Below are 23,856 nucleotides of genomic sequence, written 5' to 3'. Positions count from 1 at the left end.
TTTCAGTATTGCGAGCTGTCAGATGAGGTTGGTGAGTGGCCCAAACGGGGTCAATGGAGCTAAGGGTTGTGGGTGAACATCGCTGCGCTCGTTCACCGGGTTGTAGGTGCTTCGCACCAGGGGCATAAGGTGTTACAGCCTCCTTCCCTGGAAGGCGAGGTGTCCTGCAGAGGACCCTCGAGCCGGGCCCAAGTTTGCGCCTTTACTGCACACTAAGGCGCTTTCCTTTTGCGGCCCGGCAGTGGCGCCGAAGGCGACGGAGGTTAGCTGTAGGAAGCGCCGCAGGTTGGCCCACAACCCTTAGCCCCATCCATCCGAGTGGCCCACCGACCCACCTCTCGTTACCATCAGCTCGACAAGCCGCAATAGTTTCAAGCCTCCGTTATGTTCTGTAAGAACAGAGACAGCCGCTCGAAGAATAGCCGATTCGCTTCTTTTTCTCTCTTTCGGGGTTCCTTCAGGTGATGCTTGGCTGATTTCCTTGCTTTCTTCGCCTCGTACCGTTCCATAAGGAGCCGGTCTATATTATCCTTCGTATACTGCCAGCCATCCTGATGGAATACGAAGGCTCCCTTTGCCAGCGCCATGGCCGCCAGGCCATAGTCCTGGGTCACCACCACATCGCCTTTAGAGATATGGGAAGTGAGCGCAAAGTCAGCGGCATCTGCGCCTTTGTCCACCAGGAAGACCTGACTCCTGTCGGATATGATCCGGTGGCTGGTATCGCAGAAAATCATCGTCTCCAATCCATAAAGGGAAGCGGCCTCTTCGGTTTCCCTGATCACCGGGCAGCCATCGCCGTCGATAAGAATCTTCATAGCTCTCCTTCCTGATGTGATAATGATGAAGATATGCCAATTTCAGTTTGTCGAGCTGTTGGGTTTGGCGCTGATGGGTAGAGTCATTCGTGCGGAGCTTCTAGCTGCTAGCTCCTGGCTTCTAGGAAAGATCAACAGCCTACGGCACGAATGACTGATGGAAACAGGTAGGAAGCGCCGCAGGCGGGCCAGATTTCCTAGCAGCTAACAGCTAGAAGCTAGTAGCCCATTGCCAGTGACTCTGTCCAACAGCATGCCAAACCGCTCACTCTAACAGCTCGCCAAACCGCAATTGTCCGATTTTCTCCATCTACCCATGAAAAAAGCCGTGAAAAATGGACATCCATTTTTCACGACCCTTTGATGCAATACTCTTATTTCATTTTCCAGCCGGATTTCTTCAGCATGGTCACCACCGGAACGATGATAACGGCGGAAACGATTGCTTCCGGTACGCCATTTACACCGACAATACCAAGAATCGTTGCTCCTACTGCTTCTACGGAAATTCCCTTGGATGCTGCATAAGGAGCGCCCACCAGGAGGAAGAAGGAACCCAGGAAGAGGACCGTGTTGCAGAGGGATCCGCCGATGGCCGCTACGGCTGTACGGATACCTTCCCGACCGGGCATATGTTTATACAGGAACCAGGCAAAGAGTCCGATACAGATTCTTGGAACGATGCAGATAAAGGCATCGTAGAAAGGATTATACTGCAGCGCAAACTGCAGGAGCAGGCTCGGTGCCCGCAGACTCTGGATGAAAGAGAACAGGCCAAATAGGAAACCTACAAGGGCCCCTACTTTAGGGCCGCCGGCAATGGCGCCGATAATGGTAGGAATATGCAGGATTGTCGCATCCATGACCACCAGCGGAATGAATCCATATCCCGTAAGGCCGAGAAAAATAGTAATGCCCGCCAGAAGTCCTGACACCGTAAGCTGGCGGATACTCAAAAATACGTGACTTTCCTGGGGGGCATGATTGACTTTTTCCATTTTAAAAACCTCCGTTCTTACTCTCCATGAGATATAAGCCGTAAAATTTGGCGATATACTCACTCTGCGGTCCGGCTCCCACGACATATGATACCGGCAAAGCAGGGTCCCTTTATCTGCCAACTGTAATTATAGCGACAAAACGGTCCTTGTCAACCCTTACGCCTTAAAAATCCATGCCGTCAGCTTTTCCGCTCCCATGAGCGCAAGGCCCGTAAGCCAGAGATCAGAGAGATAAGGAAATACGGACAGGTACGACGGATCCAGGTAGGCTCTCCAGTTTCCATTTCCCGTAATCCTTGCGGAAATAACCACGGGAATAAAGAGCAGGAGCAGCCAGAAGATGGCGGTAAATACAGAAGTCACAATGCGGTGGCTCTTTTCTCCCTTCTGTGCGAGAAAGAGAAAAATACCGAAGGTCATCATGGCGATAAGAATTTTCCCATAGAAAACGAAGCCAAAGATTTCCATCAGGAAAAAGGAGGCCGTAAAGGGATCGAGCCGCATCCCTCCGACATAATAGAGCCAGAGGAAAGCCGCCATGGCGGTACCGGGGATAAGGCCGCTGAAGTAGGAAGAGCCCAGCCAGAGGCTCCAGATGCCTCCTTTTTCTTTGAGGCTGTAATAGAGGCCTGTCACCTTCCGCACCAGTACAAAGTCAAGGATAATGAAGAAGGACAAGGCAATAAAAGCACCGATTCCCACAGGAACGGGAGTGGTCTTCCAGGCTCTGTCAATGGCAGGCAGATAGTTCCAGAAAACCACCATTTCCACAAGGACCAGAGACAGCCAGAGAGGAAGGTGCGCCGCCGCCCGGGCCGCCCCAAGTTCACTGCCCCATCCCTTCGTCTGGACCAGGTAAAATATAAAAGGCACCAGAAGTCCCATGACCCAGTAGGCAATGATTCCGGCGGAAAGGGAAAAAGCCGTGTGCACCACGAATCCCCCCAGCCCCCAGGGCACTGTCAGTGCCAGGAGCCAGAGGATCTGTTTTATGAAATCTTTATTTTTTAACATCCTATCACCTCAATGGTCTTATTGTATCACAACGGGCGTATGCCGTACTGCCAATTTCAGTTTGTCGTATGTGTCAAGGTTTTCTCGGTACTTTATTTGACAGTCGACGTTATCAGGTTTCCCAGCCTCTGCTTTCTCAATAAATCTGTATCGCTTTAGCAAGCTGGCCCATCGGAGTTGAAGTCGCTCCATATACGCCTATACGGCCTTCCAGGCACCCGGGACGGTAATTCCGTGCGTTCCTGTGCCATTTAGCGTCCCTGGCGGCTTTGCGGTTCGTTTTTACGGCTGCTACGACCGCCTTATGCATCTGCCGGTCCATCTTCTTGTAGGCTTTGCCTGCAGCACAGTAAATCAGGGCTTTTTCCAAAGTGTCATTCTGGGTAGCAGTAATCAGCGTGCCTATTGAATCCATACCTATCCTGCACCAGCTGCGCCCCTGCTTTTTCAGACGGTAGCTATAGCGTCGGTGGTTGCTTTCAGCTGCCCCCAGGTGGATATCGGTTCGGATTCCGCGCTCCCGGATGCCCGGGATATAGTCGGCGTTGCGACTCAGATAGTCTGCCAGTCTCCGTACCTGCTCGGCCTGTTCTTCTGTTTCTGCGTAGCTGGCAGCCGCATCCAGATATGGCTTCATATCTGTGATGACATTTCTGCTCTTATTCAGTTCAAGCACGAATTTATCGATGAATCCACGTGGGCAGAAGCTGAGGCGGGTCCGCACTTTCTCATTCACATGGTATCTGTCCCGGAAATGGTAATGTGTCTTGCATCCCTCGACTATATCGTCGAAGTCACCGAAATTATATCCTGCTCCGCCATCCCCGTTGGAAAGTACTGTAATCTCGCTCAGATTGTACCGGCCATGCACCCACACCTTGACGAGTTCAACCAGCCTTTTCCTATCCGTTCCAGAGAAGCAGTGGTACCCTGTCAGTCTCGAACGTTTCCCATTCTTCTCGACGCCCTCATAGACCTGGATTCGGTGAAGTTCTATGTTCTGGCCGCCTTTGGTATCGGTGTCGGGGTCCGCCTGCTGCTTCATTACAATCCCATCGCCCTCAATAGCCAGCAGCCCGTCCTCCGGTACTCTCTTCTCGGCCTGCTCCATAGCTGCATCTGCTGCTTCGTATTTTCTGACCATTTGGGCGGCAGCGCGGCTGAGATTTGAAACTGTCTGATGTGAAATATCCGTCTGGGTCAGAATTTTCACGATATGGCTCACATTACGGAACTGGGTAACCTGGGTAGCCTGCGCAATGCGCAGAATCACTCCCATGCTATAGTGACGGGAAGGCAGAAATCCAAATTTCTTATCTAACGGGTAAAATCCCTGCTTTCCGGCCATCTCCAGCCGCCTCCGCTTGTAGGTGACAGGACCAAACAGGCAGTATATGGTTCTGGAATCCCGCCGGGAAATCCGCCACCCCTGAGGCTTGTAGACCCTATCGTACAGCTCGCCATCGATCATTTCGAAGGCCGTCGCCACAAGAAGGCCAAAGAGTTCCGTGAAGAGGTGCCAGAGAACCTGCTCCATGGCCAGTGAATCCTTAGAATCCTTGATACTCTTGAGAATTTCCTCCTGAATAAAAGGTTTGAAAAGTTCGATATTCTCTGATAAAATGCTCATTGGGAAGAGTCCTTTCTTTTGATTTTGTCGCAAGGAAATTATAACATTTCCATCAAAGGGGACTCTTCCCTTTTCTATCCAGCAGGGGAGAAATCCTCTACCGAGAAACATTTTACACTAAGCAGTTTGTCGAGCTGATGGGGCGACGCTGGTGGGTAGAGTCATTCGTGCGGAGCTTCTAGCTGTTAGCTGCTAGCTTCTAGGAAAGCTGGCAAGCCTACGGCACGAATGACTGGCGGGAATACCGGGTGGAAGCGCCGCAGGCGGATCAGCCTTCCTAACAGCTAGCCGCTAGAAGCCAGGAGCTCCATGCGAGTGACTCTATACGCAAGCATGCCAAACCGTTCGCTCCAACAGCTCGTCAAACGTAAGCGCCAAATAAAAGAGTGTATTGAAAAAGCCCGAAAGTTATAGAATAATCATACTATAAGCTTTCGGGCTTTATGTTATTTGCAGGATTCCTGAACTACAGTGTTCCAGGGCATGTACTTCTCTAATACTGCCTCACCTTTGAGACGCTCTTCATTGGGCATCCCGGTGAGTATGTAGATCAGGTACTTCTCCGGATCTATATTATTGGCCTTGCAGGTTTCAATAATACTGTATACGCAGGCACTGGCTTCAGCACCTTTCGGGCTCGCTGAAAAGAGCCAGTTTTTCCGGCCCACGGTAAAAGGACGTATGCTGTTTTCCGCAATGTTGTTGGATATAGCACACCTGCCATCTTGCAAATAGGTTTCAAGCTGCTCCTTGTTAGTCAGGGAGTAGTTCAAAGCCTGGCTGATCTTGGATTTTGGAAGGACTTTGTCCCGGCTGCTTTCTACCCACTTCCAGTAGGCGTCGAGCACCGGCTTTTCCTTTTCAAGTCTTTGTGCCTTTCTCTCCTCAGGAGTAAGGTCACGCAGTTCTTTTTCAATTTTAAACAGTTCGCGTATGCAGCCCAGCCCTTCGCCAGCCAGACTTACGGAAGATTCATCCTGCTTTGCTGTTTCTGCTTCTACATACTTTCGTCTTGCATGGGCCCAGCAGAGGCAGCGGGTAACTTCGGTTACCTGGTTGTATCCGGAATAGTCATCCGTTTGGAGGTAACCGGTAAATCCTTTAAGGAATTCCGAGGCATTGGATCCTTTTCTGGTCGGGCTGTACTGGAACAGGCGGATATTATGTAATGGTTCATACTCTCCACTGGTAAAGACCCACATATAGGATTTGCTGGTATTCTTACGTCCTTTTTCATTGAGTACCTGTACCGGAGTCTCATCTGCATGCAGACAGGCTTCTTTGAGAAGGAGACCATGCATGTAGTCCCACAAGGGTTTCAGGTACTCATTTGAAGAAATAATAATCCAGTTGGCCAGAGTTGCCCTGCTGAGAGGCAATCCCAGCTGCTTCCACTCCCGCTCCTGACGATTCAGCGGTACGGCTAATCCGTACTTCTGCATCATCACATGGGCAATGGCAGAAGGTGAAGCAAAGGAATGGGGAATCGGAGGCTTGGGCACTGCCGGCTTCACAATATGCGGTTCGTCATTCTTCCGGCAATTCCTGCATTCATAAGATATTTGGAAGTAACGCCTGCAGATAAGCTTTGGCGGAACAAACTCAATCTGAGTATTAACAAGCTCCCTGCCTATAGGAGACAGCTTATTTCCACAGATGTCACAGACTTTCTGGTCCGCATCCAGGTCAATATCTATGTTCTCAATGCAGTCTTCAGGAAGGGATTCCAGCAAGTTCTTAACAGATGCTGACTTGCTCTTTTTCTTTCGTTCATAGCCTTTAACCGCAGTCGTTTCAAGCTCCGGTTCCTTGACACTGGGCTTGGCCTCTGTTTCCGCCTCATTAAAGATGCTGGGATAGGCGGCATCCATATCCGGATCAGTCCGGCGTTCCGATTTAGAACCAAAACGGGCCTGCTGAAGTAATTTCACTGTAGCTAATAAAGCCGCTTTGTCCTTTTCCAGTTTTGCAATTCTATCTAGTAATTCCTGCTCACGGCGGTCTGTCATGGGTACACTCAATTCTATAAAAACAACCGAAATTTCATGTATTTATTATACCATAAAACAGTCGAAAAAGCTCGATAAAATCTAGCTTTTTCGACTGTTTTAGCATGCAGATTTCATACGCTGCAGCGGGGGTGAATGACCTTCACGGCCCGAGGTTGGATGATGGCAAGCCCCTCCATAAGCCAGCGGTATTGCTGTGGGGAAAGCTCAATCAGGGAAGCCGATTCCCTTGGCCACTGAAAGCTTCCGCTCTCAATACGCTTGTAAAGTAGAACGAAACCATCACCCTGCCAGAGGAGACCTTTGATCCGGTCCCGTCTTCTTCCACAGAACAGGAACAGTGATGGAAGGAACGGATTCAGATCATATTGTTGTGAAACCACAGCGGATAATCCGTCAATGGATTTCCGCATGTCCGTGTAGCCGCCGGCCAGGTAAACCCGGTCGGCAGTTAGTTGAATATCCATGAGTAATACCTCCATTCGTTGAACTTGTAGGTATTATCTCATTTCCAATGGATAGATAAAATCCATCATTTTATTTTGCGCTTACCGTCAAACCGCAATTTGACTTCCGGCCACGCAAAAACCGCTCCTGAGAGCGGTTTTTGTCATACTTATTTCTTCTTTCCTTTTTTGGCAGGGCCATCTTTCTTCCGTTTCTGGCGCATATTCTTTCCCTTGTGCCCCAGAGCCTTATGTTCCTTCTTCTTAGTGGGCTTGTACATGCCAGGAGTGACCACATTCTTCTTCGGTTTTCCCTTCCGTACTTTCCGGATATTTCCCTTTTCATCATACCGGGTAATGGTCTCGGAAATGGATTTTTCCAGCTTCCTGAGGAGGAGGCCATCTTCCGGTGTGGCGTAGGTAATGGCGATGCCCTTTGTGCCGGCCCGGCCGGTACGGCCGATGCGGTGGACATAGTATTCCAGATTTCTTGGAATATCGTAATTGAACACGTGGGTAATGCCCTCTACGTCCAGTCCCCGCGCAGCAATGTCCGAAGCCACAAGAATCTGGATTTTCGCCTTTTCAAATTCGCGGATTACCTGGTTCCGCTGACCCTGGCTCATGTCTCCATGGATCTCATCCACCACAAAATCCGTCTCTTCCTGAAGTTTCCCTGCAACATCATGGGCTTCCTCCCGGGTATTGCAGAAGACAACGGCCATGTAAGGGTTCATTTCCGTCAGCTGCTTCACGAGGAGCTTGAATTTCCGGGGCTTTGTGGTTTCATAAACCCGCTGTTCCACGGTGGAAGCAGCCACTTTTTCGGAGACATCCACCACCGCCGGGTGGCGCATGTATTTCCTGGCCAGCCGCACCGCTTCCTCCGGCATGGTGGCAGAGAAGAGGAGGAGCTGCCTGTTTTTCGGCGTTTCATCTACCAGTGCTTCGATATCTTCCCGAAACCCATTGGCCAGCATCTGGTCCGCTTCATCCAGGATGACCGTCTTTATCTGGGATAAGCCAAGGCTCTTCCTGCGGATGTGGTCCAGAAGACGGCCAGGGGTACCGATAATCACCTGGGGATCCCGTTTCAGCTTCTGGAGCTGGTTTTCTATGGTCCTGCCACCGATGATATCCACTCCGTCCAGCCCCAGTTCCAGGGCAAAGGGACGGAACACGTCAAAGACCTGTTTGGAAAGTTCCCGGGTCGGTGTCATAATGAGGACCTGGGTAGCTCCCTTTTCCTTATCCACCCGCTGCATAGTGGGGAGAAGATAAGCCAATGTCTTGCCGGTACCGGTCTGGGCACGGCCGATGAAATCTTTTCCTTTAAATATGGATGGGATAGCTGCCTGCTGGATAGGTGTAGGCACCTTGATTCCCTGCATTTTTAAAAGGGACGTCAGCTTGTCTCCTACCCCAAGTGCTGCAAAAGCGTTCATAGTTCCTCCTGTAGTCAAAATCATCATTTTCTTGGAATCATTATATCATACGAAATTCATTTCCAAAGCCTGAAGGGTATTAAAAAAGCTCTCAAGGCATTAGCCTTAAGAGCTTACATTTTAGTGGTGCGGTCGGAGAGATTTGAACTCTCACGGATTACTCCACTACCGCCTGAAGATAGCGCGTCTGCCAGTTCCGCCACGACCGCATATAAAATTGAACAACGAGGAAATTAAGGAAATTGTGGTGCGGCTGGTGAGACTTGAACTCACACGATCGAAAGATCACTACCCCCTCAAAGTAGCGCGTCTGCCATTCCGCCACAGCCGCATATATGGTGCCTCAGAACGGAATCGAACCGTTGACACAAGGATTTTCAGTCCTTTGCTCTACCAACTGAGCTACCGAGGCAAAAATGTGGCGACCCGGATCAGATTTGAACTGACGATCTCCGCCGTGACAGGGCGGCATGTTAGACCACTACACCACCGGGCCGTTTGGTGGGCGATAACAGGATCGAACTGCTGACATTCTGCTTGTAAGGCAGACGCTCTCCCAGCTGAGCTAATCGCCCACATTGGTGACCTGTGCGAGATTCGAACTCGCGAACCCGCCGTGAAAGGGCGGTGTCTTAACCACTTGACGAACAGGCCACATATGGTGATCCATCCGCGACTCGAACGCGGGACACCTTGATTAAAAGTCAAGTGCTCTACCGACTGAGCTAATGGATCGTTGGCAGGGGTAGTAGGATTCGAACCTACGCATGACGGAGTCAGAGTCCGTTGCCTTACCGCTTGGCGATACCCCTATGGCTCCTGAAGCAGGGTTCGAACCTGCGACATCGTGATTAACAGTCACGCGCTCTACCGGCTGAGCTATTCAGGAATCTATAGCATATCCTTTCGGATAATACTAACAAATGGAGCGGAAAACGGGACTCGAACCCGCGACCCCAACCTTGGCAAGGTTGTGCTCTACCACTGAGCTACTTCCGCATGTGTTAGCAACGATATTATTATATCATTACTTTTTGATTTGTCAAGTCTGCTTTCAAAATTTCTTTTTGAATCAGATTTAACTCTCAATGTCACGACCTATAATTTATCACATTGTGATATTTCTGTCAACAGGAAGTTTTGAATCCGTCAGGATTTTCATTTCCCGCCGCCAGCCTTTGCCGTGCGACGGAAATGATTATACCCTATCCCGATGAATTTGGCAAGTACTTTTTTAGAATTTTTCACCTATATGGCACTGCAGGTTGTATGAGAGTCTTATAAATTCATCTGTTTTTGACAAATTGCGGTTTGTAGAGCTGTTGGAGTTTGGCGGTTGGCATGCTTGCAGATAGAGTCACGCGCATGGAGCTCCTAGCTTCTAGCGGCTAGCAGCTAGGAAGGATGATCCGCCTGCGGCGCTTCTACCCGGTATTTCCGTCAGTCATTCGTGCCGTAGGCTGTTGATCTTTCCTAGAAGCCAGGAGCTAGAAGCTAGAAGCCTCCGCACGAATGACTCTATCCATTAGCGCCAAACCCAACAGCTCGACAAACTGAAATTGGCAATACTCCAAAGTCCCTGTTACAGATCCAGGCCGGAGTCCATGCCGAAGACCTTCATATGACGGCTGAAGATGGATTCTCCCCGGTCCGTGAAGTAGCCGAGGTATTCCGCCACCGTATTGTCTCCGGTAGGCTTCTCTGCGCTGGAGCTTCCATAGGCCGTCCGGTCCGCCAGGAAACGGCTGTCCATGGGCATGAAGGAGGCAGAGAGTCCTTCCAGCATGGCTGCTGCGAAAGGCGCAATTTCTTCCGTTGAAATCGGTTTACCCACAGTAGAGACGGCGTCCGTCAGGATAGCGGCCGACGCTTTTCCTGCTTCCGTCTTTCCTGGAATCACAGAGAAAGGACAGGTAAAGAGGGTCTCCACTTCCAGATAGTCCAAGGCTGCCAGAAACAGGTACAGGGATGACAGATTTTCTTCTGATACCCCTACCCTTCTGAGATCCACAATATTCCCGGGAATATCATCCACTGCATCTGAAGCACCGGCGGTGAGGACGGAAAAGACCTTCCACCCGATTTCTTCCCATTCCGGGTTCCCTTTGCTGCATATATCCTTCCATATCCGGAAAAGGTCCGCTTCCTTCAGGAGCAGCGGCTTGTTTCCACTGGGGGGAATATGAAAATAATGGGCCGATATCTGGGCTTTGGGATTTGGTTTTTCAATGAAATTTTCAGGAAGTCCTGCGTCTTTCAGCTTTGATTTCAGGTATACCGGTGGCACGCCCATATCAATGAGTCCTCCCACCATCATATCAGCCGTCAGTTTCCCATAGCATTTAACAAAAAGAGCCTTCATTATCTGATCTCCTTTCTCTGCCTTCCGCTGCCTGCCCCGTCGATAGCCACATCCACGTCGGCGGTGCCGAATGTTTTCATCTGGTTCAGCATGTCAATGGCTGCATCCAGAAGAGACAGCCCCAGGGCAGATCCAAATCCTTCGGCTTCCGTAAAATCATAATGAAGATAGGCATGCATACCGAGTTTCTGCATCTGCATCTTATGTACCGGTTCTTCGTAATAGACAGAGGGAAATACAAAATTCTGTATTTCCGGATACACTGTCACCGCTGCCAGCACCGCCGCACCGGTTACCGCATTATCGAAGACCACAATCATGCCGTTTCGAGCGGCCTCTACCACGAATCCAAAAAGCGCAGCAATTTCCGCCGAACCCACTTCCGCCAGGTTTCCAATAGGATTTTCTGCAAAGTTGCCAATGCCTGCCAGACGGATACTGTATCCGCCCTTCGCAGATACCTTCAGCAGGTCTTCCTTCATGATAGCCGCCGTCACCGCCAGTGCGGAAAGGAGGGACCGTTCCCCTATATTTCCTATACCTGCAGCCTCGACGCCCTGGGTTGCCAGGGTCTTCGCCACGGACATGCCAAGGGAAACAGCCCCATTCACCACTTCATCATCCATGGCAGGATGACCATGGTGGGTGCCGCTGATCATCTTCTTCGTCAAAACCCCTTCAATATCAGTGGTATCTTTTTCCAGTCCCACATCCATGAGATAGACCGGTGCCTCCAGGTTCCGGGCAATCACATTCACCGGACCGGCGCCCTGGGCCACCAGTTTCATTTCATCGTGGGAGAGCTGTCCCCTCGTCCGGTTTTCTCCATCCACCGCCGTATCGCCGCCAAAGATGACGATGGCCTTATTCAGGTAAGATGGTTTCACCTCCCCTGTGATTCCCGCAATGCGGACAGCCATTTCTTCCAGTTTTCCCAGAGAATGGATCGGCTTGATCAGGTTATCCACGTAAAGCTGGCAGGCTTTCATGATATCTTCATTCAGTTTCGGAATCCGGCTCATGCTTTCACCCCCGCTTCTTCTTTCGTCACACATTCCCGATACACCGAAAGGGCCAGATCAAACATCTTCGTCTGGATACCGGCCCCTACCGCTTCACCGAGACGGAAATCCAGATCCACATACTCTGTCAGTCCCAGGGCAGCCAGGGATTTCTTATGAGCCTGCTCCAGGGACAGATGGGACGCCATGAGGTAATGGACAGACTCCGGTGCCAGGGCCTTGGCAATGAAAGCACTGGCAGTGGTATTGAAGCCATCAATAATCGTCATACCCCGGCCTGCAGCGGCGCCCAGAATGACGCCGGTCATGCAGCCGAATTCAAATCCCCCTACCTTGGACAGCACATCCAGGCCATCCTTGGGGTCCGGATGGTTCACATCCATGGCGGTCTGTACCACCTCCACCTTGTGCCTGAGCCGTTCATCGGAAATATTGGTTCCCCGGCCTGTGACTTCCAGGGCATTCCAGTGATTGAAAGCGCCCAGGATACAGGCAGAGGAGGTGGTATTGGAAATTCCCATCTCTCCGATAGTAAAAAGACGATAGCCCTCTTTCAGTTTTTCTTCTGCGATTTCGATTCCCGTTTCAATGGACCGGATAGCCTCGCCCCGGGTCATGGCAGGGCCTTCGGCGATATCCTTCGTGCCCCAGGCAATCTTGCGGTCTAGAAGTCCCGGTACGCCGGACATGTCCGCATTAATGCCCATGTCCACCACCACCATGTCAGAGCCCCCATAATAGGCCATGGCATTGACTGCGGCCCCTTTCGTTTCCACATAGGCCCTCGTCATCCCCACCGTAGTAGACTGGGGATAGGCAGAAACCCCTTCTTTATATACCCCATGGTCTGCACAGGCAATGACCGTGCAGCATTTAGGGATGGAAGGAATCGCCTCTCCCGTAATTCCTGCAAACTGGGTGACCATGGTTTCCATTTTTCCCAGGTCCCCCATGCCCAGATAGAGGTCTTTCCACCGCCGGGCCGCTTCCTCCATGGTCCCTTCATCCAGCGGCCGGATCTGCGCCAGTGTTTCGTCCAATAATCCCATGCAATCCTCCTTATTATATATGTATTAACGTTTTGTTAATTTTGAAAATATATTCTTTTTTATTATACCATACCGGGCTGGATGAAAAGGGAATAGGAATGGGCAATGCCAATTTCAGTTTGTCGAGTTGTTAGGGCAACGCTGATGGGTAGAGTCATTCGTGCGGAGCTTCTAGCTGCTAGCTCCTGGCTTCCAGGAAAGATCAACAGCCTACGGCACGAATGACTGATGGAAACAGGTAGGAAGCGCCGCAGGCGGGCCAGCTTTCCTAGCAGCTAACAGCTAGAAGCTAGCAGCCCCGTGCCAGTGACTCTGTCCAACCACATGCCAAACCGTTCGCTTCAACAGCTCTACAAACCGCAATATTCCCTGCATTGTATATTTTCCCTTTCGCGGTATAATAGGGAGAGAAATATACAATTTCATAATTCTGTCCAACAAGGGGAAACAGGGGTTGATGCCTCTTTTTCCCTTTTCTTTTCCAAAGGAGGTCTTACCTGTGAATTTTGAAAAGCTCTACATCAATGGAGAATGGATAGATGGGGCATCAGGAACATTCATTGACGTGGAAAACCCGGCTACCCGAAAAATATTTGCCCGTGTCCCCGCCGGAAACGAAGTGGACGTGGACAAAGCGGCTAAAGCCGCCCATGCCGCTCTTCCCGAATGGGCTGCCCTTCCCCTCTCCGTGCGGATCAATTTCATGGAAAAATTCCTCACCATCTTCAGGTCCCAGGAAAAGGATCTGATTGACATCACCATCAAAGAACTGGGCTCCCCCTGGGCGTTCACGAAATCTTCCCAGGTGGAATACCAGTATGTCCGTACCCGTTCCTACATCGACCTGGCACCGGACGTTCCTATGGTTGAAAAAATGCCTCTTTCCACCACCTACAGGGAACCGGTGGGCGTAGTGGGCTGTATCACTCCCTGGAACTACCCCCTGGGACAGGTTATCCAGAAAATCATTCCCGCCATGCTCATGGGAAATACGGTGATTCTGAAGCCAAGCCAGCACACTCCCCTTTCTTCCTACTATCTAGCCGATGCCTTTGAAAAAGCAGGCTTCCCCAAGGGCGTATTTAACCTGGTCACCGGCCGGGGCGGCGAAGTGGGTAATGCCATGTCCGCCCATCCCCTGGTAGATATGATTTCCTTCACCGGCTCCACCTCCGGCGGCATCACCGTAGGCAAGAAAGCTCTGGAATCGGTGAAGCACATCAGCCTGGAGCTGGGCGGCAAATCGCCCTATGTAATCCTGCCCAATGAGAGCCACGACTATACAGAGCCCATTCACCTCTGCTTCAACAGTATCTTCCTGAATTCCGGGCAGACCTGCACCGCCTTCTCCCGTCTCCTCATCCCGGAAGCGGAAAAAGAAACCATAGAAAAACAGCTGGTGGAAATCGCCAAAGAATATACGGTCGGCGACCCCACGGACCATACAGTTAAACTGGGACCCGTATCTTCTATGCAGCAGTACAGAAAGATTTCTGAATACATTCAGAAGGGATTGGACGAAGGAGCCCGTCTCCTCATCGGCGGCCTGCCGGAAACTCCGGACCACGGATACTACATCCATCCCACCATTTTCATGGATGTCAAGAACGACATGTCCATTGCCAAAGATGAAATCTTTGGGCCGGTGCTCTGCGTCATCACTTACAAAGATGAAAAAGAAGCCCTTGCTATTGCCAATGATACCCGCTATGGCCTCAATGCCGGTGTCTACGGACCTAAGGAGAAAGCCATCGCCCTGGCCAAGAGAATCCAGGCCGGGAACGTCTATATCAACAGCAGTCCCAGAGATACGGCAGCCCCCTTCGGCGGCTACAAGGAAAGCGGCCTCGGTCGGGAAGGCGGCATTTACGGCATGATTGAATTCACCCAGCAGAAAGCCCTTTTTGATACAGGAAAATAGGTGGAAAGTTTTTAATAAAGAATAATCGAGTAGGAGGCGGGCACTTACCCGCCGACCTCTCACACCACCGTACGTACCGTTCGGTATACGGCGGTTCTCTAGTTTTCGCATACTTGCTTATAGTAGCTCGTTAGGGACACATATCCCTGGCGGGCTATTTCTTTATTGCTAAGGATTTGGTTCAGCATAAGTGCCGCCCTCCATGTCCCTTTTCGGCAGTTGGCCAGTTCGTGTACCTTCCATTCCGGTATTTTGTATTGCCGTATCATTCGGTACTTTGTCCTGACCTTTTTCCACTGTGTCCAGTAGATGGCTCGTATTCGCCTTCTCACCCATTCATCCATCTCACGAAGCATTCCTGTCATATCTGCCAACTTAAAGTAGTTCACCCATCCTTTGGCTATCTGATTGAACCTTACTGGGCGCATTTCATTACTAATCGCTTTATTGCGGTTGGTAATAGCCCTCAGGTTTTCTTTCAGTTTGCTCTTGGCCTTCGGATGTACTCTGAAGTGGCATTTTCCTTTCTTGCGATAGAATCCGTATCCCAGATATTTTACCTTGGATATGGATTCCACGCTGGTTTTCTCCCTGTTCACTTTGAGGAACAGCTTCCCTTCAATGAACGGGATGATGTGGACTAAGGTTCTTTCTGCACTTTTCCTGCTTTTACACAGTATCATGCAGTCGTCTGCGTAGCGCACAAACTTATGCCCCCGCTTTTCCAGTTCCTTGTCCAGTTCATTCAGCATGACATTCGCAAGTAGAGGGCTGAGTGGTCCTCCTTGTGGTACGCCTTTCTCACTCTTTTCAAATATCCCGTGAGACATTACGCCTGCATTGAGAAATTTATGTATGAGCGAGATAACTCTGCCATCTTTTACAGTACGCGAAAGAATCTCGATGAGCTTGCTTTGGCACACCGTGTCAAAGAATTTCTCAAGATCCATGCTTACCGCATAGACATATCCTTCCTCCGCATACTTTTGGCATTGTCTTAAGGCATCATGGGCTCCCCGCTTTGGACGAAATCCAAAACTGGAATCTGAGAATTGCGGCTCATAGATAGGCATAAGTACTTGGGCTATGGCCTGTTGCACTACCCTGTCTACTACCGTCGGTATTCCCAACTTACGAAATTTGCCTTTTTCTGCCTTGGGTATTTCTACCCTGCGGACCGGTTCAGGGGTATATTCCCCTGCCACTATCTCCTCAAGCAGGTCCAAGCGGTGCTCGCTAAGATACGGTAGAAGTTCATCTACACTCATCCTGTCGACTCCGCCTGCCCCTTTGTTGGATTTCACTTTCCTGTAGGCAGCATTCATGTTGTCACGGGATAAAATCCGCTTAAGGAGACTGTCCGTTGGCAAGTCTGCAATGATGTTGTTGTGTTCAGCAATCCTCACATGGATGGGCACTCCGGCATATCCCTGCTGTTCCGCAGCTGCTTTCTGCCAGTAATCTTCTTTCTGAAGTTGTCTGCCTTTAAGCCCATGGTTGGTTACTTTCATTGACTAACATCTCCTAAAGTTCGGCCCTTCCCAGATATCTATAGGTCATCTGGTACTATGGCTTCTGCTGACTTCTCACGACAAATCTTATTTCAACCACAGCACAGCCCAATAAATACAGCCTTATTCTGCTGTGTCCGTGAGACCTCCCCAGGTAAGAACGCACTCTTTCTCTCCATATATCCGCCACATTTACTCTACAGGATTCCGTACAGCTATGGGACTTCAGTTTGTATGGCAATCTTATCCATCCTGCCGTAGCCTTATGTGATTCTTGTACATCGGACCGGAGATTTGCCTGCACCTTCCTTCAGATTCCACCTCACGATGGACACCCTTGGTGTTCGGCTATGACCTTCCCGCTGTCGGGCAGTCTAGGGACTTTCACCCTCAAGAGTGCACCCATGCTGGGCGCACCATAAAAGGAAGCATGACCATGGGCCTGCTTCCTTTTTCTTTCTCTTCTTTTTGCTATAATAAAAAGAATGATTTACAGAAAGGGAGAACTTCCATGAACCATTCTATCATACAGAAAATCATCATCATCCTGCTTCTCCTGGCTGCCGGCCTGGGAGGATGGTACTTTTTCTACTGGTCAAAGACCCCGGCCTATGCGGCGGGAGAAATCCAGCAGGCAGTGCAGAAAAGGGACCTCCAGCTTTTTAAAGAACGGGTGGACATGGAAAAAGTCTATTCTGCTGCTGTCGATGACACCGCCTCCTATCTGGCAGGAGACGGAAAACCGGACCACGCCCTGGCTGCCTCCATCCTCAAAATGCTGAAGAAGCAGGCAGTGGATGAACTCGTCCGGCAGACGGAGCTGAAATTCCAGGATAAAGGAGACAAAGATCCTTCCGGCAAAGCAGGAAAAATCATGTCCGCTTACCTGGGTTCTGCCGCCCTCTCCATGACTGACATGCTGGACGTCAGGTCGGAAGGTGACAAAGCCATTGCCAGCGTCAGAATTCACGATAAAAAGCTGGACAAAGACTTCACCTGGCAGGTACAGATGGAAAAGGACGTCAACGGAAACTGGACCGCCACAAGGATTCTGAACCTGAAGGACTACCTGAAAGAACGGGAAGAAGCAGGAAAGTAGCCCGCGATATTTCAGTTTGTCGAGCTGTTGGGTTTGGCGGTTAGTATGCTTGCGTGTAGAGTCACTCACACGGGGCTGCTAGCTTCTAGCGGCTAGCTGTTAGGAAGGCTGATCCGCCTGCGGCGCTTTCTTTCCGTTATTTCCGCCAGTCATTCGTGCCGTAGGCTGGCCAACTTTCCTAGAAGCTAGCAGCTCCGTGCGAATGACGCTACCAATCAGCGCACGATACAACAGCTCGATAAACCGCAATTGGCTGCACCATAAAAGAGCTGTGACAATGGACACTCCCATGTCACGGCTCTTTTCCTTACACAATCTGGAACAGGAAAAACTTCAGATAATAGGTTTCCGGTACCGTCATGAGAATGGGATGGTCCGGTGCCTGCTGGCGGAATTCGATCTGTCGGAGTGTGACTCCTGCATCCCGGGCCGCTTCTTTTACCATTTTCACGAACAGTTCCTCCCCCATGAAATGGGAACAGGAACAGGTGGCCAGGTACCCGCCCCTGGGGAGGATCTTCATGGCCCGGTAATTGATTTCCTTATATCCCCGGAACGCTTCATGCACCGTTTTTCCGGACTTCGTAAAGGCCGGCGGGTCCAGGATAATGTAATCGTAGTCATGATTTTTCGTTTTATCCAGGTTTGTAAGATACTCGAAGACATCGGCCTTCACCGCATGAATGGGAAGATGGTTGATTTCTCCGTTATGGCTGGCCATATCCACGGCCTCCTGGGAAATATCAAGAGCCGTCACGGAAGCAGCGCCCCCTTTGGCCGCATTCAGAGCAAAGGCGCCGGTATGGGTAAAGCAGTCCAGGACGTGCCTGCCCCTTGCAATCTGCGCTGCGGCGAGGCGATTAAATTTCTGGTCCAGGAAGAAACCGGTTTTCTGCCCATTCTCCACATCCACCGTATAGCGGATGCCATTTTCTACAATGTCTACCAGGGTCTTTTCCTCTTCCGGAGCAAGAAGAGGGGAATGGTAAAATCCCTTGTACTGCTCCATGCCCTCCAGATCCCTGATTTTCACATCATTTCTTTCATAAATGCAGGATACGGGAAGATTTCTTTCCCGAAGCACTTCGATAAGACCGTCAAGAAAAAGGTGCTTCCTTTTTTCCATGCCCAGGGACAGCACCTGCACCGACAGCACATCGCCGAAACGGTCCACCGTCATGCCCGGCAGCTGATCCGCTTCGCCAAACACCAGACGGCAGCAGTCATAATCTTCCTTCCTCATTACCTGGAGGCGGTAATCAACGGCATAGGCAGCCCGTCTTTTCCAGAAAGCATCATCGAACCGGTCATTGGCATTGGTGGAGAAGATGCGGATGGTGATTTTGGAATGAGGATTGTAAAACCCAGTCCCCACAAATTTTCCTTTGGAAGAAAGGACCTTCACCATGTCTCCTGGCGCTATGCCTTCCTCCATATCTTTGATTTCAGAGCCGTAAATCCAGGGATGTCCTCCCCTGGCCGCCAGTTCCGCCCGTTTGCTGATGGTTACCGTTTTCAGTGCTTCCATGTGTGTCTCCTGTCATAAAAATAGAAATCATATGTCTGTTATTTTACCACAGGAAGCCCCGGGGCTTCAAAGCAGGGAGAAAGAGGAAAATGGCTGCTTCCCTCCCCCTGATTTCTCTGCGCTTTTCATCACCCCAGGTACTTGTGGAAGAAGGCGGCGATTTTGTCGAAGGGAATCTTGTCCATGTTGTCATAGAGGTCTGTGTGGCTGGCACCAGGAACGATAAGGAGTTCCTTGTTATTTCCTTTAAGCTTCTTGAAAGCATCTTCGGAGAAATAGCGGGAATGGGCCTTTTCACCATGAATCATGAGGACAGGGCTTTCGATTTCGTCCGCATAGGTCAGAAGAGGCATATTCATGAAGGACAGGGCACTGGTCAGGTTCCATCCGTCATTGGAGTTAGGAGACCGGGGATGATAGCCTCTCTTTGTTTTGTAATAGTCATAGTAATCTTTCACAAACTGAGGCGCATCTGCCGGAAGGGGATCTACCACACCGCCGTCTCTTTTGTAGTTTCCCTTCTTATAATCAATGGTTCTCTCTTCATTAAGGACCTTCCGTCTTTTCATTCTTTCCTTCTTCAGGGTGTCCTCATCCTTTGTGTAATCAAAGTATTCATTGGAAATGACACGGCTCATATCGTACATGGTGGATGTAACGGTGGCTTTGATTCTTGTATCCATAGCCGCGGCATTCAATGCCATGCCGCCAAAGCCGCAGATGCCTGCAATACCGATTTTATCCGGATTCACATCGTCGCGGCTGGTAAGATAATCCACCGCTGCCGAGAAGTCTTCCGTGTTGATGTCCGGGCTGGCTGCATTTCTGGCCCTGCCGCCGCTTTCGCCGATAAAGGATGGGTCAAAAGCCATGGTTAAAAATCCCATTTCCGCCAGCTTCTGGGCATAGAGGCCTGCCGCCTGTTCTTTAACGGCGCCGAAGGGGCCTGCCACAGCAAGCGCTGCCATTTTCCCTGCCCTGTTTTTCGGCATGTATACATCTGCTGCCAGGGTAATGCCGTAGCGGTTATGGAAGGTGACCTTGGAATGGTCTACCTTGTCACTTTTGGGAAAGGTTTTGTCCCAGGTATCAGTGAGCTTCAGCGGTTCCTCTCCCTGCCAGGGAGTCGTAGAAATCCGGCGCACCCCGTTTCCCTTTTCTCCCTGGCTGTTCACATCGGCAGCCTCCGCCGTCATTACAGAGCCTGCCAGAGCAAGACCGGCCAAAGCAAGAATCATCCATTTTATTCTCTTTACATTTTTCATTCTGTTTTCACCCTTGATTCATTGCACATGCATGCCAGCTACGAAGGCTTCATGAAGCTCTTTATGATTTTCAATATCTTCTGCCTCCGTCACGCCGCCGGCAAATACCACACCTGCCAGGCGGGACTTGGGGAAACAGTCAATCCAGCCGGTCAATCCGGAAATGGCTCTTTCCGGTGTATGGGGATTGTCATCAGCTGCAGCCATCAGAAGGTATACATCCCGGAAATGGTATTCCTGAGGAAACAGGGGATTGCACCGATCTAGCAGAGTCTTCAGCTGTCCGCTGATTCCGTAGTAATAGATGGGCGTAGCAAATACCACCACATCGGCATTCCCTATTTTTTCGCAGAGAACCGCCCCATCGTCCTTCTGGTAACAGTGAAATGTTTTCTGGCAGGACAGACATCCGGTGCAGAATCCCAGCTTCCTGCCTGCCAGGGAAATCAATTCCGTTTCACTTCCTGCCTTTTCTGCTCCCTGTGCAAAAGCAGCTGCCAGCCTTTCTGAATTGCTGTTCCTTCGCAGACTGGATGATATAATGATTACCTTTTTACCCACAAAAATACCTCCTGCCTTATCATGAAATCCATAGACTTTCTACAATTTCATTATAAGCAGGAGGTTTTTCAATAGCTAATGCCTGTTTATTTCAGTTAACCATGCCCATAAAGCATTATGAAAAGCAGCTTTCCATCCTCTCTTTCAGCAATTCCGCTGCTTTGGAAAGAAGGCGTCCTTTTTTCCATATGATGAAGTTACCGCTGAATAAAGCGGGAATAAAGGGGCGGAATACAAGGTTCGAACGGAAATCGGTACCACAGGGGACGAGCCCTTCAAAAGTGATCATGCTTCCCAGCCCCTGCTCCACGAGAAACGCCGCATTATAAGCCAGATTGTAAGTAGCTGCCACGGTGAGGGCGCTGTAATCCCCCATCCACCGCTGGATCTCATTTCGAGAGGTAAGCTGGGCTGACACAATCAGCGGTTCCTTCTTGAGATCCACTGCCCGGATGCCCGGTTTGGCTGCCAGCGGATTATCTTTCCTCATAATCAGGCCCCATGTATCCCGATGAGGCAGCTGGATATAGTTATAATCTTCCGGAGGCTGACTGCGGCAGAGAAGGGCAAAATCCAGGAGTCCCCTTTCCAGATAATCCAGTGACTGTTCACCGTTTCCACTTAAAAGATGCAGATGGATATCCCTGTACTGCTGAAGTACCGGCGCCAGAGCCGATATGACATCACTCACCGCTTCCGTTTCGCCGCTTCCCACATACACATCGCCGGCTATGGTCTCCCCCAGGTGGGAAAACTCATAAACCGTCCGTTTTTCCAGCGCCATGATTTCCTCAGCCCTGGCTTTAAAAAGAACGCCCGCCTCGGTCAGTGCAATCCTTCTCTTCCCCCGTACAAAAAGGGGTGCTCCCATCTCCTCCTCCAGCTCCCGCAGCTGCCGGGATAGGGTGGGCTGGGTCAAATGCAGCCGGTCTGCGGCCTTTGTAATATTTCCTTCCTCCGCCACTGCCAGGAAGTACTTCATAACCCTTAATTCCATGGTATCTCCTCATCCTGTATTTTACGAAAGGGCCTTTTCCAGAAAATGGTGCAGTACCACCGCCTGGTTGTGTTCCCTGTCCCTGGCTCCATAGAGAAGAGTCACTCTCCCCTCCTTCAGATGGCTTTTCACCAGGGAAAGGAAATCCTCCTTTCCCGGATTATGATCCAGCTCCTGCAGATACTTTTCCCTGAATGTTTCATATTTTTCCGGATCATGGCCGAACCATTTCCGAAGCTCCGAAGAGGGAGCCATGTCTTTGGCCCAAAGGTCCAGTGCCGCTTTTTCCCTGGAAATGCCCCTCGGCCACAGCCGGTCCGTCAGAATCCTGTATCCATCCGATTCTTCCGGACTTTCATATACCCGTTTCAACTGTATGTCCATAGTCAAGACTTCCTTTCATGCCCCTATTGTATCATGGTTTATAAAAGGAAAATGTGACGGCCGCAAAATTTTCATTTTTTCAAAAATCCGGTTACAAAAAGACTGTGAAACCATAGGGTCATGATTTCACAGTCTTTTTTACATACTACATGGTCTGATGATGAATCAGATTACATCATTCCGCCCTGGGGCATAGGAGGCATAGCCGGTTTTTCTTCCGGGAGATCGCCTACTACCGCTTCGGTGGTGAGAACGAGGGCCGCGATGGAAGCTGCGTTCTGCAGTGCGCTTCTGGTGACTTTGGCCGGATCTACGATGCCTGCTGCCAGCATGTCTTCATACTTGTCATCTGCTGCGTTGTAGCCGATGCCGTCGCCTGCTTCTTTTACCTTTTCAGCAACGATAGCGCCTTCCAGGCCTGCGTTGTCAGCAATCTGGCGTACAGGAGCTTCGATGGCATGGCGAACCAGGTTGACACCGGTCTTTACATCGCCTTCAGCCTGGATGGAATCAAGGCTCTTCTGGATGTCCAGGAAAGTGGTGCCGCCGCCGGCAACGATGCCTTCTTCCACAGCTGCTCTGGTCGCATTCAGGGCATCTTCAATGCGGAGTCTCTTATCTTTCATTTCAACTTCAGTAGCTGCGCCTACTTCGATGACAGCAATGCCGCCGGACATCTTAGCCAGACGTTCCTGGAGTTTGTCTTTATCAAACTGGGAAACAGCGTCTTTGTACTGTTCGCGGATCTGTTCCACTCTGTGTTTGATTTCATCCTTGTCCCCTGCACCGCCTACGATGGTGGTGTTGTCTTTGGTAATGCGTACCTGATGAGCGGTGCCCAGGTCATCCAGGGTTACGCTCTGGAGCTTGCGGCCCATATCATCGGAAATCACATGGCCGCCGGTAAGGATGGCAATGTCTTCCAGCATAGCCTTGCGGCGGTCGCCAAAGCCCGGAGCCTTGACAGCAGCGCATTTAAGGGTGCCACGGAGTCTGTTCACTACCAGGGTAGCCAGTGCTTCGCCTTCCACATCTTCAGCGATAATCAAGAGTTCCTTGCCGGAACGGGCAACCTGTTCCAGAAGCTGGAGCATATCCTGCAGCATGTTGATCTTCTTGTCGGTGATGAGGATGAATGGATTTTCCATGACGCATTCCATCTTATCCGGATCGGTGACCATGTATGGGGAGAGGTAGCCGCGGTCAAACTGCATGCCTTCTACAACCTTCAGGCTGGTGCCCATGGTCTTGGAGTCTTCTACCGTGATAACGCCATCGTTACCGACTTTTTCCATGGCGTCAGCAATGAGGCCGCCGATGGTCTTATCAGCAGAGGAAATGGAAGCAACCTGGGCAATGGCTTCCTTGGTCTTTACAGGAATAGCCTTCTTCTTGATTTCATCTACAAGAACTTTCACTGCTTCTTCAATGCCCTTCTTCAGGACCATGGGGTTGGCACCGGCAGCTACGTTTCTCATGCCTTCATGAATCATGGACTGAGCCAGCAGGGTAGCGGTGGTGGTGCCGTCGCCGGCTACATCATTGGTCTTGGTGGCTACTTCTTTAACGAGCTGGGCACCCATGTTTTCAAATGGATCCTTCAGTTCAATTTCACGGGCAATGGAAACACCATCATTGACGATGTTCGGAGCGCCGAATTTCTTATCAAGAACAACGTTGCGGCCTTTCGGTCCCAGGGTAATCTTTACTGCATTGGCCAGCTGGTCCACGCCTCTCAGCAGGGCAGCACGGGCTTCTTCATTATAAAGTACTTTTTTAGCCATTTATGTCACT

The 23,856-nt window shown here is 50.5% G+C and carries 19 protein-coding genes and 10 tRNA genes; 2 read left to right on the top strand and 27 right to left on the bottom strand.

Annotated elements, in window-relative coordinates; translation table 11 throughout:
* Positions 1 to 371: 371 nt before the first annotated feature.
* The 20 genes from ACFWUL_RS02410 to cobT form a co-directional block, all read right to left on the bottom strand.
* Entirely contained in the window at positions 372 to 818 is a 447-nt protein-coding gene (locus ACFWUL_RS02410) for a YaiI/YqxD family protein (protein WP_297022461.1), read from the bottom strand.
* Between the two features lie 374 nt (positions 819 to 1,192).
* Entirely contained in the window at positions 1,193 to 1,816 is a 624-nt protein-coding gene (locus tag ACFWUL_RS02405; protein WP_297021580.1) for an ECF transporter S component, read from the bottom strand.
* 159 nt (positions 1,817 to 1,975) lie between these two features.
* The gene (locus ACFWUL_RS02400) at positions 1,976 to 2,833 is read right to left on the bottom strand and encodes a hypothetical protein (RefSeq protein WP_297021584.1); all 858 of its coding nucleotides are present in this window, start codon (positions 2,831 to 2,833) and stop codon (positions 1,976 to 1,978) included.
* 136 nt (positions 2,834 to 2,969) lie between these two features.
* A complete protein-coding gene (locus ACFWUL_RS02395; RefSeq protein WP_416176802.1) occupies positions 2,970 to 4,463 on the bottom strand; it encodes an ISLre2 family transposase in 1,494 nt (497 codons plus the stop codon).
* A gap of 446 nt (positions 4,464 to 4,909) precedes the next feature.
* A complete protein-coding gene (tnpC, locus tag ACFWUL_RS02390) occupies positions 4,910 to 6,472 on the bottom strand; it encodes an IS66 family transposase (protein ID WP_416177698.1) in 1,563 nt (520 codons plus the stop codon).
* Between the two features lie 113 nt (positions 6,473 to 6,585).
* A complete protein-coding gene (gene tnpB / locus ACFWUL_RS02385; RefSeq protein WP_416177697.1) occupies positions 6,586 to 6,939 on the bottom strand; it encodes an IS66 family insertion sequence element accessory protein TnpB in 354 nt (117 codons plus the stop codon).
* Between the two features lie 149 nt (positions 6,940 to 7,088).
* Positions 7,089 to 8,363: a DEAD/DEAH box helicase gene (locus tag ACFWUL_RS02380; RefSeq protein ID WP_416177696.1), complete on the bottom strand. Its 1,275-nt coding sequence runs from the start codon at positions 8,361 to 8,363 to the stop codon at positions 7,089 to 7,091.
* 124 nt (positions 8,364 to 8,487) lie between these two features.
* Positions 8,488 to 8,572: transfer RNA gene (locus ACFWUL_RS02375), tRNA-Leu, on the bottom strand.
* Positions 8,573 to 8,608: 36 nt separating this feature from the next.
* Positions 8,609 to 8,694 (bottom strand) — tRNA-Leu (locus ACFWUL_RS02370).
* Positions 8,695 to 8,699: 5 nt separating this feature from the next.
* A tRNA-Phe gene (locus ACFWUL_RS02365) sits at positions 8,700 to 8,775 on the bottom strand.
* A 7-nt stretch (positions 8,776 to 8,782) separates the two neighbouring features.
* A tRNA-Asp gene (locus tag ACFWUL_RS02360) sits at positions 8,783 to 8,859 on the bottom strand.
* Positions 8,860 to 8,862: 3 nt separating this feature from the next.
* Positions 8,863 to 8,938 (bottom strand) — tRNA-Val (locus tag ACFWUL_RS02355).
* A 4-nt stretch (positions 8,939 to 8,942) separates the two neighbouring features.
* A tRNA-Glu gene (locus tag ACFWUL_RS02350) sits at positions 8,943 to 9,017 on the bottom strand.
* Between the two features lie 5 nt (positions 9,018 to 9,022).
* A tRNA-Lys gene (locus tag ACFWUL_RS02345) sits at positions 9,023 to 9,098 on the bottom strand.
* A gap of 2 nt (positions 9,099 to 9,100) precedes the next feature.
* Positions 9,101 to 9,175, bottom strand: a tRNA-Gln gene (locus tag ACFWUL_RS02340).
* 1 nt (position 9,176) lies between these two features.
* Positions 9,177 to 9,252 (bottom strand) — tRNA-Asn (locus ACFWUL_RS02335).
* 35 nt (positions 9,253 to 9,287) lie between these two features.
* A tRNA-Gly gene (locus ACFWUL_RS02330) sits at positions 9,288 to 9,362 on the bottom strand.
* 583 nt (positions 9,363 to 9,945) lie between these two features.
* Positions 9,946 to 10,725, bottom strand: a complete 780-nt coding sequence (gene larC, locus ACFWUL_RS02325) for a nickel insertion protein (protein WP_297022656.1) — start codon at positions 10,723 to 10,725, stop codon at positions 9,946 to 9,948.
* Positions 10,725 to 11,747, bottom strand: coding sequence for a nicotinate-nucleotide--dimethylbenzimidazole phosphoribosyltransferase (locus ACFWUL_RS02320; protein WP_416177695.1), 1,023 nt, complete (start codon positions 11,745 to 11,747; stop codon positions 10,725 to 10,727). Before ACFWUL_RS02320 ends, larC begins: the two co-directional genes overlap by 1 nt.
* Complete coding sequence (cobT, locus tag ACFWUL_RS02315; protein ID WP_416177694.1) at positions 11,744 to 12,796, bottom strand: nicotinate-nucleotide--dimethylbenzimidazole phosphoribosyltransferase; 1,053 nt, start codon at positions 12,794 to 12,796, stop codon at positions 11,744 to 11,746. Before cobT ends, ACFWUL_RS02320 begins: the two co-directional genes overlap by 4 nt.
* Before the next feature lie 499 nt (positions 12,797 to 13,295).
* Between cobT and ACFWUL_RS02310 the strand changes: the two genes are divergently transcribed.
* Positions 13,296 to 14,717, top strand: a complete 1,422-nt coding sequence (locus ACFWUL_RS02310; RefSeq protein ID WP_416177693.1) for an aldehyde dehydrogenase family protein — start codon at positions 13,296 to 13,298, stop codon at positions 14,715 to 14,717.
* 98 nt (positions 14,718 to 14,815) lie between these two features.
* Here the strand turns inward: ACFWUL_RS02310 and ltrA are convergent, their stop codons facing one another.
* A complete protein-coding gene (gene ltrA, locus ACFWUL_RS02305) occupies positions 14,816 to 16,228 on the bottom strand; it encodes a group II intron reverse transcriptase/maturase (protein ID WP_416177692.1) in 1,413 nt (470 codons plus the stop codon).
* A gap of 511 nt (positions 16,229 to 16,739) precedes the next feature.
* Here ltrA and ACFWUL_RS02300 point away from each other — a divergent pair.
* Positions 16,740 to 17,327: a DUF2939 domain-containing protein gene (locus ACFWUL_RS02300; protein ID WP_297022041.1), complete on the top strand. Its 588-nt coding sequence runs from the start codon at positions 16,740 to 16,742 to the stop codon at positions 17,325 to 17,327.
* 307 nt (positions 17,328 to 17,634) lie between these two features.
* Here ACFWUL_RS02300 and ACFWUL_RS02295 read toward each other — a convergent pair whose 3' ends face one another.
* The 6 genes from ACFWUL_RS02295 to groL all read right to left on the bottom strand — a co-directional run bounded on the left by ACFWUL_RS02295 (position 17,635) and on the right by groL (position 23,846).
* Positions 17,635 to 18,855: a class I SAM-dependent rRNA methyltransferase gene (locus ACFWUL_RS02295; RefSeq protein WP_416177691.1), complete on the bottom strand. Its 1,221-nt coding sequence runs from the start codon at positions 18,853 to 18,855 to the stop codon at positions 17,635 to 17,637.
* A gap of 128 nt (positions 18,856 to 18,983) precedes the next feature.
* Positions 18,984 to 20,120, bottom strand: a complete 1,137-nt coding sequence (locus tag ACFWUL_RS02290; RefSeq protein ID WP_416177690.1) for an alpha/beta hydrolase — start codon at positions 20,118 to 20,120, stop codon at positions 18,984 to 18,986.
* 18 nt (positions 20,121 to 20,138) lie between these two features.
* Complete coding sequence (locus ACFWUL_RS02285) at positions 20,139 to 20,681, bottom strand: flavodoxin family protein (protein ID WP_416177689.1); 543 nt, start codon at positions 20,679 to 20,681, stop codon at positions 20,139 to 20,141.
* Positions 20,682 to 20,796: 115 nt separating this feature from the next.
* Positions 20,797 to 21,678 (bottom strand): LysR family transcriptional regulator, encoded by an 882-nt coding sequence (locus ACFWUL_RS02280; protein WP_416177688.1) that lies wholly within the window; start codon positions 21,676 to 21,678, stop codon positions 20,797 to 20,799.
* A gap of 21 nt (positions 21,679 to 21,699) precedes the next feature.
* A complete protein-coding gene (locus ACFWUL_RS02275) occupies positions 21,700 to 22,062 on the bottom strand; it encodes a DUF488 domain-containing protein (RefSeq protein WP_297022055.1) in 363 nt (120 codons plus the stop codon).
* Positions 22,063 to 22,232: 170 nt separating this feature from the next.
* Positions 22,233 to 23,846 (bottom strand): chaperonin GroEL, encoded by a 1,614-nt coding sequence (groL, locus tag ACFWUL_RS02270; RefSeq protein ID WP_416177687.1) that lies wholly within the window; start codon positions 23,844 to 23,846, stop codon positions 22,233 to 22,235.
* Positions 23,847 to 23,856 lie beyond the last annotated feature (10 nt).

The sequence above is a fragment of the Dialister sp. genome (genome assembly GCF_047832375.1).
Taxonomy (GTDB): Bacteria; Bacillota; Negativicutes; order Veillonellales; family Dialisteraceae; genus Dialister.
This window is presented reverse-complemented; position numbering and strand designations above follow the sequence as displayed.